We start from the raw sequence: 14,508 nt of genomic DNA, 5'->3' as shown, positions 1-14,508 counted from the left end.
GGACTGTAGCCAACCTAATCCAGCCATAGTCTTATTGCAAAAGTCCTTCTAAGGTAACGACTTGTGGCCATATTGGACCAACCTTGGCCTCGGTTGGCCTTACCACATTTTGTATGTCCCTGCTGTGCCCTTCGGAGGAATTCCCTTAGGGCACACAAACTGGGAACGTGGAGGCAATGGCTTGTGGTCCATTTCTTCTAGGATCGCCTCGACCCGTCTCAGGGCGCAAGGAGCGAGAGCACAAACGATGGAAAAGAGTAAAGAATCTCTCAGAGCTGAAGGAACGACGAATTACCTGAGACTCACTGACGCGGCGATCCGTGCGGCGACGCTGCCGCCGGGCAAATCGCAGCACTATCTGCACGACACAGATCAGCCGGGGCTCGCGATCAGGATGCGCGCGACTGGTGGCAGGACCTGGGTCTTCACGTTCACAAAGCCTGGGACGAAAGGCACCCAACGCAAGACGCTGGGTGCATGGCCCAAATTCAATGAGAAGGCCGCGCGCAAGGCCGCAACCGTCGTCGCTGGGGAGGTGGTCATTGGGATCGATCCCAATGAGGGCAAGCGCGAGGCGAAGCGGCAAGCGCTGGCCGAGCGGCAGTGCACGACAGTGGCGACCTTGATCGTTGAAGATGGCCCCTATGAAATGTCCCTGACCGGGCGCCTGGTCGTCAACTGGAAACCGGCTATGTCGGCACTCCGACGCGGTCTGAAAGATCATTTCGACCTCGCCATCGCCGAGCTCACGCGACGGCAAATCATGGCGGCGGTGGACAGGATCGGCAAGACCGGCAAGCGCGGCGCAGCAAAGGACTTGCGCAAGCACACGCACACGTTCCTCGAATGGTGCGTTGGCGAAGGTTACGTCGAGCACAACGTGCTCGCCGGCTATCGCGTGCCCAAGGAGACGCGCGCGCAGCGGGTCGGGCGCCGAACGAAGGGCCGGGCGCTGACCGACGAGGAGATCATCAAAGTCTGGCACGCATCCGGCAAGCTTGGGACGTTTGGGCTATTGACACGAATGTGCCTACTTGGTGGCCCGCGTCGCAGCGAGCCAGCCATGATCGAGTGGCAAAATCACGTCATGGATGACCGCATCACTTTCGATGCAGCATGGACCAAGATGGGCCTTTACCACGACGTGCCGCGTACCCACCTCGTTGACGAGGTGCTTACGGCCGCAAAACATTTCCAGCGTGCGACGTCGGACTTTGTCTTCCCGTCACCGAAGACCGGCGGCCAGATGTCGGGCTTCACAAACTTGGTCGACCGCCTGGTCAAGGAAGCGGGTGTCGCCAAGTTCACAATGCATGACTTAAGGCGCAGCTTGCGAACCATCATGTCACGCTGCGGCTATGACAACGAAATCCAGCGGTTGTGTGTCGGGCAAAAGCCGCGCGGGATTGATCAGGTCTACAATCACGACGAACAGTGGATCATCCGTAAGATGGCGTTCGAAGCTGCTCATGACTACATCGCGGAGTTGGTCGGCGCGAAACGGGGAGGCAAGGTCGTGCGCCTGCAGCGGACGAATCCGCTCGATCCCATCAAGGCCGAATTGCTTGGCCGTCTTCGCGAGCATTATGCGGCTGCGACGACTTAGTTGTCTCGTCGCGTCCGGCCAGATAGTCGCGCACCGCATCAACCCGGTAAAGCGGGCGGCCATCGACGTAGCGCCATTTCAGCGGGTGGTTCGGATTGCGCCGCCATAGCTCCAGCGCTCCAGGCGTGCGCCGGATCACGGCGGCCGTTTCTAATGCCGTTAAATTTGAGCTGCCCGGCAGCGAATCGATATCGAACGTCGCGGGCGGCGGCATGCCGCGATTCTTCCGAGGTCGCTTCATGGTGCGGAGCGTCTCCTTCGAGTGGCCCATCGTCAACTCTCACGATTGAAGCGAGCGAGGCTCTTGTGTAATCGCCTGGTCGCTTCTTGGGCGGGACGTCAAGAGAATCAACGCAGTCGTCGAACTTTGCCTGTCGAGTGCCGCCGATTTGACCATCATGCTCCGGTTGATGTTGCATAGGAACACGTCAATTGCGCGTCGTAGGATTGGATATCAACGCGAATAGAAGAAAAGTTGCTGGTAGGTAGCCGAGACCACTCCGCTCGCATTGCGGCCCTGCGAGTGGCCACGTCAGCGGCCGGTCACGCCCGCAGGCTATTGGCCGTCATGGGAAGCATGTCGAAGAATGAAAAACGAACTGATAGGTAGTTCGACGCTTCGCAGCTACATCGAGGCGGGCTGGCGGACATCGGAATTGACTTGGCGATACGGACTTGCTCGGCGCCAAAGGCGCCTCACGGAAACGACTCGGCACGACGCCACTAGGACGGCGCGTCATGGAAGAGCTTCGACGATCCTACCGACCGCTTTCAATTGGCGTTCCATAAAAGCGACGCACCGCGTTCCAGGATTGGGTTCGTTCGCTGGCGGGCCATTCCTGTGCGCCCAATGCACGCGAGCGCCATGGGAATCTCGGTCAACCTTGGCGATAAGATCTGCCTCCTTCATCGCGTCAAGTGCATTAGCCCCAAGGGCGTTCTGGCAGCAGAGTCAACAGTTCAGACGACAAGTGCCGCTGGAACATTGCCACAAAGATATGTTTTACGGATCATTCTCCATGAGAAAGATCTGTTCACGTTTCGCTTGACCGCGATTTATGATCTGTTTACATATCATTTTCGGTGTAATGATCCGAGAACATATCCGTGGCTTCGGCTCCAAACCCGCTGCTCAAGGAACTTGGCCTGCACTTTCGCAGAGCACGAATGGCTGCTGGCCTATCCCAGGAGCAAGTCGCCCTCCGGGCGAACATTAGCAGGCCCCGCTATCGCGACATTGAAACGGGTGCCGCTGCAGCCCGCGCAACGACACTCGTCAACGTTGCCCGCGCCCTTGGCATGGAAATGATGCTGATTCCGCAAGCGATGGTACCGGCTATTCAATCAATGCTGCAGCCAGCTACGGGCGATGATGACCATCCTGCGTTCACGTCAGATGTTGAGGAGGAGGAGCATGAATAAGTCTGTCCTCGCGGCTGAACGTATGCAATCGCTCGACATCTCATTAAACGATCTTGCCGTCGGCACGCTCGTCCGAACGCCGGGCGACTACAACGCATTCAATCTCTTGCCCGCGTATCGGAGCTTGAACGACCCTCCGATCTTCAGCCTGTCGCTTCGCTCGGCGGACGGCAGCCTCCGCCGGGATCCCAAACCCATACGCGGCGCGCTGCCGCCGTTCTTCGCGAACTTGCTGCCCGAAGAGAAACTGCGCGAAGCAATGGAAAAGCACCACGCAGCCTCAGTAAGACCTGGAAACGACTTCGATCTCTTGGCCGCACTGGGGACAAATCTACCGGGAGCGGTACGAGCGTTGCCGAGCGACGGCGTCCCCGTACCGGCTGGGCCAGAATCAGAAGGCAAGGGGAAGGCGCGCTTTTCGCTCGCCGGTGTCCAGATGAAGCTCTCCGTCGTGAAAAATACCGGAGAAGAAGGGGGGATCACGCTCGCCGTCGACCATGAGCAAGGGCAGTACATCGCGAAATTTCCCTCCCTCACCCACATTGGACTTTCGGAAAACGAATTCGTGATCCTAGCCTTGGCAGAAGCGCTAGGGATGGAAGTGCCTGCACGTGAGCTCGTCGAAAAGACGGATTTCGTCGCCATTCCGGAAGAGTTTAACACCATGTCCACGGGCAAAGTGCTTCTTGTCCGTCGCTTCGATCGCGGTGCCGGTGCAGCGCGCGTGCATATGGAGGACTTTGCACAGGTCTTCGGCCGCTATCCGTCCGAGAAATATACCGGTGCGGCGTATCACAATATCGCGGCCGCGCTGAACAGCGGTGTCTCGTTCGATTCCGCGATCGAATTTGTCCGTCGTCTTGCGCTCACCGCGATCACGGGCAATGGCGACATGCATCTCAAGAATTGGTCGCTACTGTATCCTGGAGACGGACGGACGCCTACGTTGGCGCCAATCTACGACGTGCTCTCAACAGTTCCCTATATCCCGAAAGATGGTCTAGCATTGAGCCTTGCGGGCGAAAAGTCATTCAAGGCTCTGACGCCAGAGCGCTGGCGCAATTTCGCGAACCGCAGCCGTCTTCCAGAGGGGGCAGTGGTGACGGCTGTAGCTGAGACCGCGGCGGCCGTGCGCGACAAGTGGTCAGTTCTTCCAGAACGCGACGTCGTGCCTGGGCAGGTTCTCGAGCGGATCGATGCACATATCGACGAAATGGTACCCATCCTTGACCCTTAGGGGGCGGCAGTCCTTGAAATGTACATCACCCGATTCCCATCGTTGACGGATGCGCTCCCTGACGGATTTCCTAGCCAGCCTTCCAGGCATCTTGCCAATCAAGACGCGACGGCTCGTTCTCGAAGGCGACCTCTTGTCCGCTGCCAAGCGCAGCGGAGACAGGTCGTTTCTCGACCCTCGTCCTAGAAGTCGGACCAGACGCGGCCTCAGCGATCCTGGCCACATACAAGAGCGGGCGTCTGCCGATGAAGAAGGCGCGAAACCGGTGGATGCTCCGGGGGTAGAGGTATATCTCGCGCGAGCCGACGAGCTCAGGTCGCAAATCGATGAACGAGAACGACACGAGCGTGCAGTCGAAAATCCATCGTCCATCGCACGGCCTTCAATCGTTGCAATGGCGGACGACTCGAAGCGGAGCAGGGCCGCGAAGAAGAAGCGCCGCCCTACGCAGCGCGAGGAGTTCGTCGACTACGTGGTTGAGATTGACGGCTCGGACTGGGGTACTCGTTTTTTCTCAACCTGGAGCGGCGTTCTATCAGCCCCTACGAGGAATTCCGCCTCCCGGTGCGATGAAGTGCCAATCGATGGCTGCGTCCTTGCACCAGGCGAGCATGGCGTTGCAGGTGAACTCGGTGCCATAGTCGGACGCGATCATTCCTGGCTTGCCGCGTCGCTCGATGTGGTGACGTCGTCGACGATGTTGAGGATGCGGAAGGCACCGTCAAGTTAACGAATTGGAGCGGCCGAGGGGCAGATGAGCGGCATGCCGACCGCCCGGGACCCTCTTTATCGCCGTCATCGCTTCCCACCGGAAGTGATCAGCTATGCCGCTCACCATTGTAATCACCGACCGTCCAGGTCAACCCCACGTTCAACTTTCTGATTTCGACGACGCGCGCCCAACCTCAGGACGTATGCACAGCTCTGAATCAATGAACACTACAAATCTTGGTAGTTTCGTCGTTTTCCGGTTCTCGAGTACGGGTGTCAAGCCGTTGCGGGAAACACGCGGCGCGCCGCAGAAGGCCGAAGCGCCTGACCTGAACGCTATGCCGACACCGACTGCCATCTGAGAAGAAGGTGTTCATGACGCGCCACTGCGAGTTCATCCGGCAACGGTAGGATTCTCGAAGTTTTTGCATTTTTGCTTCTCGAAACCACCGTATCCGAAGACGGGGGTAATGCCTCGTTGGCCAGACGCGAGAGCGTTTGGAGGACAGGGTATCCGGAGCGATCCGGAATCCGAAGGGGTTGACAGTTCTTCCAGACCTGACCGGGTACGACTGATTGCAGCACGACCTGGGCTGATCAAGAACCAAGAATAGTATGAGGATTGCTGGATGCGAAACAATTCAGCATCACATGGATTGTGGGCTCTCACCGCGCCACCGGCGCCAGACACTGTTCCCCTCGCCAGTGACACCGCAGCGGATGTGATCGTGATTGGCGCTGGATATACCGGGCTGTCGTCTGCACTTCATCTCGCGGAAGGAGGGGCGCGCGTCGCGCTGTTGGAGGCGTCCGAAATTGGGTTCGGCGGTTCGGGCCGGAACGTCGGTCTGGTTAACGCGGGCATGTGGGTGATGCCTGACACCCTTCCGGATACGCTCGGCGCCCCGTTCGGCGAACGGTTGATTGAACAACTCGGCCGTGGACCGCAAAAGGTGTTCGACCTCATCGAAAAGCATGGCATCGAATGTGAAGTGGAACGTGCCGGTACCCTGCATTGTGCCGTCGGACGTAAGGGCTTGCAAGAGATCGAGGCCCGCGCCGAACAGTGGCAGAAGCGTGGCGCCCCTGTCGTAGTGCTAAATGCAGAGGAGACACGCAGGAAAGTGGGCGGTGGCGAATACAGCGGGGCGCTGCTCGATAGGCGCGCCGGGACGATACAGCCGCTGGCCTATGTGCACGGTCTAGCGAGAGCCGCGCTTGCAGCGGGGGCTAGGATATTCACACAGAGCGAGGCTGTTACTGCGCAACACAACGGCTTGCGCTGGAGGATCAGCACAGAAAGCGGATCGGTAGATGCGGAATGGGTGATCGTTGCGACGGATGCCTATGGTAAAGGACTTTGGTCGCAGGTACGGCAGGAGCAGATCCATCTGCCCTACTTCAACTTTGCTACAGGTTCTCTGCCGGATGGTCTGAGGAAGTCGATCCTGCCTGAACGGCAGGGAGCGTGGGACACTCGAGAGGTCCTCTCTTCATTTCGCTTGGATCGCTCCGGGCGCCTCGTGTTTGGCAGTGTTGGTGCCCTTGAGGGTATTGGCGCATCCGTTCACCGGGCATGGGCTCAGAGATCGTTGCGCAAGCTGTTTCCGGGACTTCAGGATGTCGAGTTTGAAACCGGCTGGTTCGGCATGATTGGAATGACCTCGGGCAACCTGCCGCGCTTTCACGAGCTCGACCGCAACGTCGTTGCTTTCAGCGGTTACAACGGTCGCGGCATCGCACCTGGCACAGTCTTTGGCACTGTGTTGGCTTCCTACGTTCTGGGGCAGATCGCGGAGAATGATCTTCCGCTGCCGGTCACTGCCCTTGAACGGCAACGCTTTCGTGCCGCGCGGGAAGCCTTCTACATCGCGGGGTCCCAACTTGTTCACCTAATGGAGTCCCGGTTCTGATTATCCATGCCGCATGAACATCAGTTTCGCCTGAAGCAGCTTGTCGGCGTTGGACGTGTAGAAATATCCGCCAAGCCGATATGGACACGAGGACGTGCAATAACGTGCCTCATCGCAAAGGTGGCCACCGCGCCGCCAGAAAGCGACGAGTTCATTTGCATATCCGTCACGTGCCGGGACGCTACCTCCATCAGCCGAGCGATTCGGTCGTAAGGTCGCCGTTGGAGCAGATGTTCGAGTTCGGCATGAGAGGCCGCCATCGTCATTCAACATTCCGCGTTGTCGTGTTCAGCCGTGTCCGGCTGAAGACGTTAATGTCCGGGACCAGACACTGAGGCGCGAGTATTCCGTCGGTGCACACGAAGCACATGGTTTTGCCCTCTTCAAGCCAGGCTCGCAAATGTCTTTTAGTGGCACGTGGATTGCTGGGACCCCGTAAAAGGATCCGCACGACCATGACGATCTCGCATTCGCCGGCCCAGGAGTTCAAATGAAACTTGCTCGACTGATCCAAATCAATGCCTTGGACGCTGCGCTATTGAGTGCGGTCCCGCCTAAAGCTTTGCCGCGTCCCTCGCGGGTGCCGCTGTCGTTCTTCGCGTTGGATAACTCTCAAGACCACCAGACACGACTAGCATTCAGCGCGCTTACTCCCGAGCAAATCCGAACCAGTGTGACACGTTTGGGCGGCTCTGTGGCGAATGCATGCAGCGGCATGCGAATGTTGGCGTCGGACCGGGAGGAAACCAAATCAAGCTTGGTCTCGAGCAATGGCCGCTTCCTTTCGAAGAGGGGAGCGGACAGAAGTTGTTCAATGGCACGCTGGAGCAGATCGAGCTCGGCGCCCGACCCGGAGCGGGTCACACTCGGAGGTGGAGCACCATTTTCTCCAGCAGTATTCGCACTCCTCGGCGCCTGAAGTCTTCCCTCGGTGCCGTTTCGCAACGCCCGAAGGACATTCGGCCTCGGCCACGGCATCTGTCTTCCTCGCCGAACCATAATCATCCCGCGTGTCCCCGAGCGGATGGCGACACTCGTTCTGCTCTACGGTGGTTGCGTCGAGTGGGAGCCGACAAATCCGCGTCTTTGATCGAAATGCACGACTTCGGTATCGAGCCCGAGCTGAAGAGCGCGATGTGACACGAGGAACGAAGCTGCCATCGCACCTTGCCTTCACAAGAAAGCTAGAGGAGTCTAAAAAATGCGCGCGCCGACCTATTCCGAGGCCTTGGAATTCGCTATCGACCGCTCGTACGACATTAACCTTGACATGTTGAGGTCACGGAATTTGCACCTTGACACGCACAACGATTATCTTGTCGGCACATATCCGCCTCTCAAGGCAATGGGCGACCTGAATGCCGAAAAGTTGTTGCTTCAGGTTTCGTCGTCAATTGATCTCTATTTTCACATCCCCTTCTGTGATCAGTATTGTACCTTTTGCCACTTCGCCAAGGAAATCAATCCATCTTCCGGGCGAGTGGAGCGCTATCTGGCGGCTTTAGATAAAGAGATGAGTTGGTCGGACGCGGCGCTGGCTGGCAGAGTTGTTGAGACTGCTTTTTTTGGAGGCGGCACTCCCTCGTTCTTGACCAACCGTCAACTCGAAACGCTATTTGGTATGATTAGCCGGCGCTTTGATTTGTCTAAGTCGGAAGTGAGTTTCGAATTGCATCCCTCTCTTGCAAAGCAAGTGGACGCTGCAGATCGCATATCCACACTGCTTAGAGCCGGCGTAAACCGCTTCGTATTGGGCGTTCAGAGTCTAGATCCGACCATTTTACGCATATTGAACCGCGGGCACCACGTGGACGAGGTAGTACAACTCGTAAAGTTACTGAATGAGATGGGCGTTCAGAATCTGTCGCTTGATCTCATGTATGGATTGCCGCAGCAAACGCTCCGGAGCTGGTACGACTCACTCATCGGCTTACTGGATATGGGAATAGAGAAGTTCAATGTATTCCCATTGATGTTTAAATCTACAGACCCCGTGGCCCGCCATTTGGCTCGGGGACGATATCAATTTGCCGGGGCTAAGGAGCGCATTATCATGCATTTTATGGCCGAGCACATCCTCACGAAACTCGGCTATCGCCATGGGCCGATTTTCTATTGGAGTAAGCAGTCGCAGCCACACTCGATTCAACAGAGCCGCAAATACGATTCCTGGAACGACAATAATCTGGTCCCGTTTGGGGTTGCCGGATTTGGTTACATGAGCCAGTGCCAGTTCTATAACGAGGCAGATTTAGATCGCTACCTGTATAGGGTTGAGGAGGGCGAGAAGCCTGTGTGGAAGGGTGTTGTCCTGTCGCAAGATGATCTCATGCGCAGAACGGTAATGTTTGCCCTGCGAAGCAGTGGAGTGTTGCTCTCCCGCTTCGAGCGGGAGTTTGGGGTGTCCATCGAAAAATGCTTTGGCCGCGAGCTTGAACTCTTGAATGAGGCAGGACTCATCTGCATTTCAAACGGCCTGCTTTCGCTAACTGCCGCCGGCACTATAAATTCGGGCGCCGTATCGCTGCTATTTTTCTCGAACAATATACTCGAGCGGATCGCGTACAACGACAGTAGGATAATAGACAAACGAACTGATCTGCTCGAAAAACACGATTACTCACCGGCCGCACGATACGGGTCAAGTGCCGAAATGCAAGTTGCGTTTCGATGAAGTCGCGGGCGCGCTCATTTATGGTCGCTCCTTTTTCCGTTTCCACCCCGCAAGGGTCGCCCTGCCAGGCGGAGGACATATTTTCGCATCTGACCGATAGCATTGATCGCCGGCAGCGAGAACGCCCGCTTGGGCTGGTCAGCAATTTTGTCGCCGATCAACTGCCGCACTGCATTGCGGAGATCAAATGCAGTGAACGACCAGATGAAGCGCTTAAGGCTCTTGGGCGTAACATCAACGCGATGATTGCGGAGACGGACTATGAAGCGCAGCTGCTAAGTCTGCCGCAGTCGGACTTCGAGATCGCTAAGACAGACATCCAATATCTCGTAAATTGTGCTTATCAGATGTCTGCGTTTGCCGGCCTTCATCCCGTGGACGCCGAGCTGACGGTGGGAGAGGTACTGATCCGCCTTGCGCGCTCGAGTTGTCAACGGCAGCCTGGCATTGAGGTCCTCTCCTATGAAGATATGATCCTTACGAATCCGCTGCAGAACGATCCACGCGTATACTGCCTCGGCGCGGCCGGGGTCGAGGAGCGAGATTTTTGCTTGGGCCATCAGATCATCGAGAGCGAATTGCAGTCAGCAATGGACGCTCTGCTCAAGTTGCGTGATGTGGCCGACGTGGATGCGGGGCAATGTCTTGCGCTATGCCTGGAGCGCCTTGAGTCAGCAAGCAATGTTCTGACGCGCTTTTATGAACATATGTCGCCGGACTTATTTGGCCAATTTCGTGTGTTTTACGGAAAGAATCCTTACAAGAATACGCTTGGTCCAAGCGGCCGCTTCTCGGCCCGTATCGTGGCGGTCTCGGTGCTACTGGTCGGTGAAGAACTCTTCCACCAGAAACCGCAATTTTATAGGGATCTGTATCGGCTGTCCGAATATTATCCGCAGAGATGCATTCACGAGGTATTCCGCTGGCTGTCGTCAGGCAACGGGAGTGCACCGCTCAAGCCAGGTTGGCTAAAGGGGAAAGCGGACTTTCCCAGGGTTGCGACCATTTCGCCAGTCGTGGAGCATCACGGCGGCGAAATCGGAACGCTGCGCACGTCCTGTGTTTGCGCACTGGATCGGTTTACCCGGATGCACCGTAGTACGGCCTTAAAATATACGGTTGAGCCGGGTCGTCCAGTTGTCGGAGTTGAGGTATCGGAAAGTGTTGAGGCTGTCCTTTCTCAGCGGCTGTTGACAGAGGCGCGCCGGTAAGCCGACGGTGGTCTCAGACAACGATGCCAGAGGCGCAGGCGTCCGCCACCGGTCGAGAGGTAATAGTCGATGTCTCAAGACGAACTGATCCTTCGTCAGTTCGAGTCCGGGGACAGCGATGATGCATGGCATCTGCACAGAAGCGCATCGCAGGATGTTGGTGTGTGTGGCCCGGAAGGGGCTTGGGAGGATGATTTACGCAATATCGGGGAAGTATACATCGCCTCGGGCGGAGACTTCGTAGTTGCGCATATTGGTCCCCGATTCGCTGCCATGGGTGGGCTGAAACCTTTTGATGATGATGTCGCAGAACTAAAACGTATGCGGGTCGACCCCGTCTTTCAGCGACGAGGGTTTGGAAGGAGGGTTCTTCGTGAATTGGAGTCGCGAGCTGTTGCTCTCGGTTTCAAGTGGATAATGCTCGATACAACAACGATCCAAGTAGGGGCCCAAAGACTTTATGAGAGCGCTGGCTATGTTCGCCGCAGGGAAGGGATGTTGCACGGATATGCAGTGATCTTCTACGAGAAGCGGCTCATTTGGCCAGGATGACCTCGCTGAGCAAATGAGGTTGTGAGACCGGATAATCCAGTGAAGCTCTGCGGACGCGCAACGAGCACAAATTCAATCACTTGCCCCTGACTAGCCCAAACGCCCAATCTCGCTCCTTGGGAATGACGTCGAATGCGCTCAGATAAAACCGTATCATCCGCGAGGACTTTCCCGCGAGATCTGCGATCGGAATGAATCGTGTCACTGTAGCTGACAAGGACGTGAAGGTTTCGCGACCGATAGGCCTTGAACGCACGCACAAACTCACGCCTGGCCGAGCCAGCGTTGAATCAAAACGAGAGCTGATACGGTGCGCCAGCGGCGGATAGGCGAAGATGCTCTGGAGTGTCGTGGGTTCGCGACGCGAGCCTTGCCAGCCGGCATACAAATCCACCTCGATTCAACCGCAACATTCTGTTGCGTATGGAATCCAAAAGTCCGCTCTTGGCGCGATGCTGGGTGGTGGATGTACGGGCGCGTCCAATCGCCCCCTACGTCGGGTCAGCTTATGGTCGTCGCCCTTCCAGATCGTGATGCTACTCGGGCGTAACGACCGGTTGCGTGTCGTAGCGCTCGCAGGCTCTCAATGAAGGACCCAGCTCGCACCCTCCTGGATCACGATCGAGTGCCAAACCTGCATCGAGCAGCTGCGGATCGGGTCTCACCAGCTTCGTGGTGCTCACGCCCGTATTCGGATCAACTGCCATTCGGTAGTCTCGTTCAAGCAGCTCTCGCAGGCGCTCGATGCGAGCGAACCGGAATGGATGGACCGGTTTGGTCAGGCCAGGCCGCTCGGGTCGAATGCGAACAATCGGATGATGAAAACGACGAGCGGACGACGGGTCACGTTCATGAGTCGAGCTGTCGGTTCTCCGCCGAATGCCAGTCCGCGCCGTGGAGGCGGATCATCTCCCGACGGGACCGCTCGATGAAGATGCGTTCAACGCAAAAGCCGGCTGTCACTGAAGCCGCCAGCGCAAGGCCGCAGACCATATAGTCATTCATGAAATTCCAAAACATGTTGCAGCCGGCAACTCCTACAAAAGTAAGTGCCATGACCGTATTGCGAAATGCCTTCACCATGTTGCCCCCCAGTCAGTGGGAACTTTACCATTGCAACCATAACGGTTAGCAGCGTTTGACCCTTGTTAGGCGCCGTCTTTCTGCTCGATCAGCCTGGGTCCGCCACGCCTTCGACGGCCGTGGGTTCCCCATTGCCCGGCGCAGCTCATCGATCGAGCCCGGCGTCGGCGCGAGCGACGAGCTCGGCCGCAGAGCATCGGCGCGGCCGACTCTCCGGTCAAGATACCGTGGTCATTTTGCCCGGTCATCGATCTCCATGACCATCTCACCTGGAATATCCGGCCGCGATGGCTGACCGGCCGGAGTTTAACAACTGCTATGAATGGTAGGATTCGCGGAATAGGACTGCTTGCTGAACAATCCGCACTGCCGAGCAATCCCGACCTTGGCCTGCGAAGCGCAGATGTACGCGGAGATCAAGGCGCTTGCCGGTGGGGCGACCTCGGTCCTCGGGGATTGCTGAGCAGCGATAAGAGCTCTGCAAACCATCTGTGCGTGCGGGACTTGCCCGAAATCTGGATAGGGGGTGCCGGCTTCTCGCAACAGCAACCGGTCTCCCCGGCCTTGCGCCGGGCAGCCTCCACCTGCACGCACCAAGCCCACTGGCACTTGCTGCGGAACGCGCCTCTGTGCAAGACAATTCGTCCCAGAAGGGCAGTAAGGGAACCGCACTGTGACAGCTTCTATTGATGGCGAAATTCGCGACGGCGGCCATCATATGCAGGTCCGCGTCTATTTCGAAGATACTGACTCCGGTCAGATTGTTTATCACGCAAATTTTTTGCGCTTCATGGAACGCGGTAGAACGAACTACTTGCGCCTGCTCGGAACCACTCAGCAAGCGCTACTCAAAGAAGCCAAGAACGATGCCACCGGCTTTGCCTTCGTTGTCCGCTCCATGACGATCGATTTTCTAAAACCGGCGGTCTTGGATGACCTGCTTGACGTCGTCACAGTCCCGCAAGAGGTGAGGGGAGCGTCGATTGCCTTGCTGCAGGAATGCAGGCGCGGAGACCATCTCCTAGTGACGGCGCGTGTACGCGTGGCGTTTATTTCAGCGGGAAAGGCGCAGCGCATCCCGAAGTCGCTGCGGCTCGCTATGGAAGGGCTTAGATAAATCTGCCGCCTCGTTCAAGCTTTTGCCTTCCAGCGCCCCAATGAAATCAAGTCATTAAGCTTCTGTTGCGACATAGTCAAACCAGTGTTCGCGGACCGATCGGAAGACCCCGTTGAGGCCGCGTCTGGAGAGCTTGGCAAGAATCCGTCGACAGCATTGAGCCACGAGGATGAGGTGGGCGTGAACTGGACGGTGAAACTCGGATGGCTATCGAGCCAGTTGCGGGCCTTTGGGTACTTATAGTGGCATAAATGTCGAGGACGCGGACAGCCTTTTTGACCGGAGCTTGAGCCTCGATCTGGTTGAGAAGCGGATGAACTCCTGATGCCGATGCTTCTGAACGCAGCGTCCAATGACCTTGCCTTCGAGCGCATCGAAGGCGGCAAACATAGTGGGTGGTACCGTTGCGCTTATAGTCGTGGGCATGGTGGCGGCGCGCCCCTTCTTCACGGGCAGACCCGGTTCGGTGCGATCGAGCGCCTGGATTTGGCTCTTCTCGTCGACCGAGAGCAAGATGGCATGCTCGGGCGGTTGACGTGTGCAGCTTGTCGACCAAGTTGGGATCATTCGAGAGGTTGACTGGTGGGCGATATGGTTGCAGTCCGTGCGCCCGCCAGATCCGCTGCACCGAGGTTCGTTGATGCCCGCCGCCTTTCGCCAGTCCTCGCTCTCGTCCGGCGCCATATATATCTACAGCCCGGACGAGCTGGTCCGGCTCGTTGCGGATCAAGCTCGCGGCTGGGTGGACATGCGGACATATGGCGAACATGGCCGTTGCCGGCCTTGGTGATGCCGCCGCGCCTGACAGACTCCCGTCGATCGGTCGCTCGGCACTAGCCCGCATTTCTCACAGAGTTGAGGCGCACCGGGGCGCGAATCAGCAAAAGTTGTTGTGCAGCAACGACTTTTCTCTGATCCAAGGAGCGCCCCGATGCCGACAGAGTGTAGCGCAGAACGATTTGATTTTGGAGTGGTGAAAGGT

Annotated in this window: 9 protein-coding genes and 4 pseudogenes; 8 read left to right on the top strand and 5 right to left on the bottom strand. The window is 57.4% G+C overall.

From position 1 onward, the window contains the following. The first annotated feature begins 247 nt into the window (after window positions 1-247). Window positions 248-1,606, top strand: a complete 1,359-nt coding sequence (locus IVA80_RS19815; protein WP_247434041.1) for an integrase arm-type DNA-binding domain-containing protein — start codon at window positions 248-250, stop codon at window positions 1,604-1,606. Here IVA80_RS19815 and IVA80_RS19810 read toward each other — a convergent pair. Then, a complete protein-coding gene (locus tag IVA80_RS19810; protein ID WP_247433950.1) occupies window positions 1,551-1,847 on the bottom strand; it encodes a hypothetical protein in 297 nt (98 codons plus the stop codon). The genes IVA80_RS19815 and IVA80_RS19810 overlap by 56 nt on opposite strands. A gap of 847 nt (window positions 1,848-2,694) precedes the next feature. On the opposite strand from IVA80_RS19810, the pseudogene IVA80_RS19805 reads away from it, so the two are divergent. Further along, window positions 2,695-3,028, top strand: a pseudogene (locus tag IVA80_RS19805) (helix-turn-helix transcriptional regulator). After that, on the top strand, window positions 3,021-4,265 hold the full coding sequence (locus IVA80_RS19800; protein ID WP_247433944.1) for a type II toxin-antitoxin system HipA family toxin: 1,245 nt from the start codon (window positions 3,021-3,023) through the stop codon (window positions 4,263-4,265). The pseudogene IVA80_RS19805 and the gene IVA80_RS19800 overlap by 8 nt, the downstream one beginning before the upstream one ends. Before the next feature lie 559 nt (window positions 4,266-4,824). Here the strand turns inward: IVA80_RS19800 and IVA80_RS19795 are convergent. Continuing rightward, a pseudogene (locus IVA80_RS19795) lies at window positions 4,825-4,944 on the bottom strand (IS3 family transposase); the annotation flags it as partial. Window positions 4,945-5,605: 661 nt separating this feature from the next. Between IVA80_RS19795 and IVA80_RS19790 the strand changes: the two are divergent. From IVA80_RS19790 to IVA80_RS19775, 4 genes are all read left to right on the top strand, one after another. Further along, window positions 5,606-6,889, top strand: coding sequence for an FAD-binding oxidoreductase (locus IVA80_RS19790; RefSeq protein ID WP_247433942.1), 1,284 nt, complete (start codon window positions 5,606-5,608; stop codon window positions 6,887-6,889). A 1,201-nt stretch (window positions 6,890-8,090) separates the two neighbouring features. Further along, the gene (locus tag IVA80_RS19785) at window positions 8,091-9,563 is read left to right on the top strand and encodes a coproporphyrinogen-III oxidase family protein (protein ID WP_247433939.1); all 1,473 of its coding nucleotides are present in this window, start codon (window positions 8,091-8,093) and stop codon (window positions 9,561-9,563) included. Window positions 9,564-9,583: 20 nt separating this feature from the next. Beyond that, window positions 9,584-10,774 (top strand): hypothetical protein, encoded by a 1,191-nt coding sequence (locus IVA80_RS19780; RefSeq protein ID WP_247433934.1) that lies wholly within the window; start codon window positions 9,584-9,586, stop codon window positions 10,772-10,774. Between the two features lie 69 nt (window positions 10,775-10,843). Next, the gene (locus IVA80_RS19775) at window positions 10,844-11,326 is read left to right on the top strand and encodes a GNAT family N-acetyltransferase (RefSeq protein WP_247433931.1); all 483 of its coding nucleotides are present in this window, start codon (window positions 10,844-10,846) and stop codon (window positions 11,324-11,326) included. Window positions 11,327-12,175: 849 nt separating this feature from the next. Here the strand turns inward: IVA80_RS19775 and IVA80_RS19770 are convergent. After that, window positions 12,176-12,409: a hypothetical protein gene (locus IVA80_RS19770; RefSeq protein ID WP_247387736.1), complete on the bottom strand. Its 234-nt coding sequence runs from the start codon at window positions 12,407-12,409 to the stop codon at window positions 12,176-12,178. Window positions 12,410-13,082: 673 nt separating this feature from the next. Here IVA80_RS19770 and ybgC point away from each other — a divergent pair. Continuing rightward, entirely contained in the window at window positions 13,083-13,526 is a 444-nt protein-coding gene (ybgC, locus tag IVA80_RS19765; protein ID WP_247433927.1) for a tol-pal system-associated acyl-CoA thioesterase, read from the top strand. 54 nt (window positions 13,527-13,580) lie between these two features. Here the strand turns inward: ybgC and IVA80_RS19760 are convergent. Both IVA80_RS19760 and IVA80_RS19755 read right to left on the bottom strand, forming a co-directional pair. Next, a pseudogene (locus IVA80_RS19760) lies at window positions 13,581-14,160 on the bottom strand (IS630 family transposase); the annotation flags it as partial. A gap of 121 nt (window positions 14,161-14,281) precedes the next feature. Further along, window positions 14,282-14,366, bottom strand: a pseudogene (locus IVA80_RS19755) (transposase); the annotation flags it as partial. Window positions 14,367-14,508 lie beyond the last annotated feature (142 nt).

Origin of the sequence: Bradyrhizobium sp. 139, from assembly GCF_023074175.1 — a bacterium.
Classification (GTDB): domain Bacteria; phylum Pseudomonadota; class Alphaproteobacteria; order Rhizobiales; family Xanthobacteraceae; genus Bradyrhizobium.
The sequence above is the reverse complement of the archived record's forward strand: the minus strand, read 5'-3'. Positions and strand labels throughout refer to the sequence as shown.

Excerpts from the sequence above, each read along its gene's own strand:
- IVA80_RS19815 (WP_247434041.1), top strand. The coding sequence starts at position 248 with ATGGAAAAGAGTAAAGAATCTCTCAGAGCTGAAGGAACGACGAATTAC.
- IVA80_RS19810 (WP_247433950.1), bottom strand. The coding sequence starts at position 1,847 with ATGAAGCGACCTCGGAAGAATCGCGGCATGCCGCCGCCCGCGACGTTC.
- IVA80_RS19800 (WP_247433944.1), top strand. The coding sequence starts at position 3,021 with ATGAATAAGTCTGTCCTCGCGGCTGAACGTATGCAATCGCTCGACATC.
- IVA80_RS19790 (WP_247433942.1), top strand. The coding sequence starts at position 5,606 with ATGCGAAACAATTCAGCATCACATGGATTGTGGGCTCTCACCGCGCCA.
- IVA80_RS19785 (WP_247433939.1), top strand. The coding sequence starts at position 8,091 with ATGCGCGCGCCGACCTATTCCGAGGCCTTGGAATTCGCTATCGACCGC.
- IVA80_RS19780 (WP_247433934.1), top strand. The coding sequence starts at position 9,584 with ATGGTCGCTCCTTTTTCCGTTTCCACCCCGCAAGGGTCGCCCTGCCAG.
- IVA80_RS19775 (WP_247433931.1), top strand. The coding sequence starts at position 10,844 with ATGTCTCAAGACGAACTGATCCTTCGTCAGTTCGAGTCCGGGGACAGC.
- IVA80_RS19770 (WP_247387736.1), bottom strand. The coding sequence starts at position 12,409 with ATGGTGAAGGCATTTCGCAATACGGTCATGGCACTTACTTTTGTAGGA.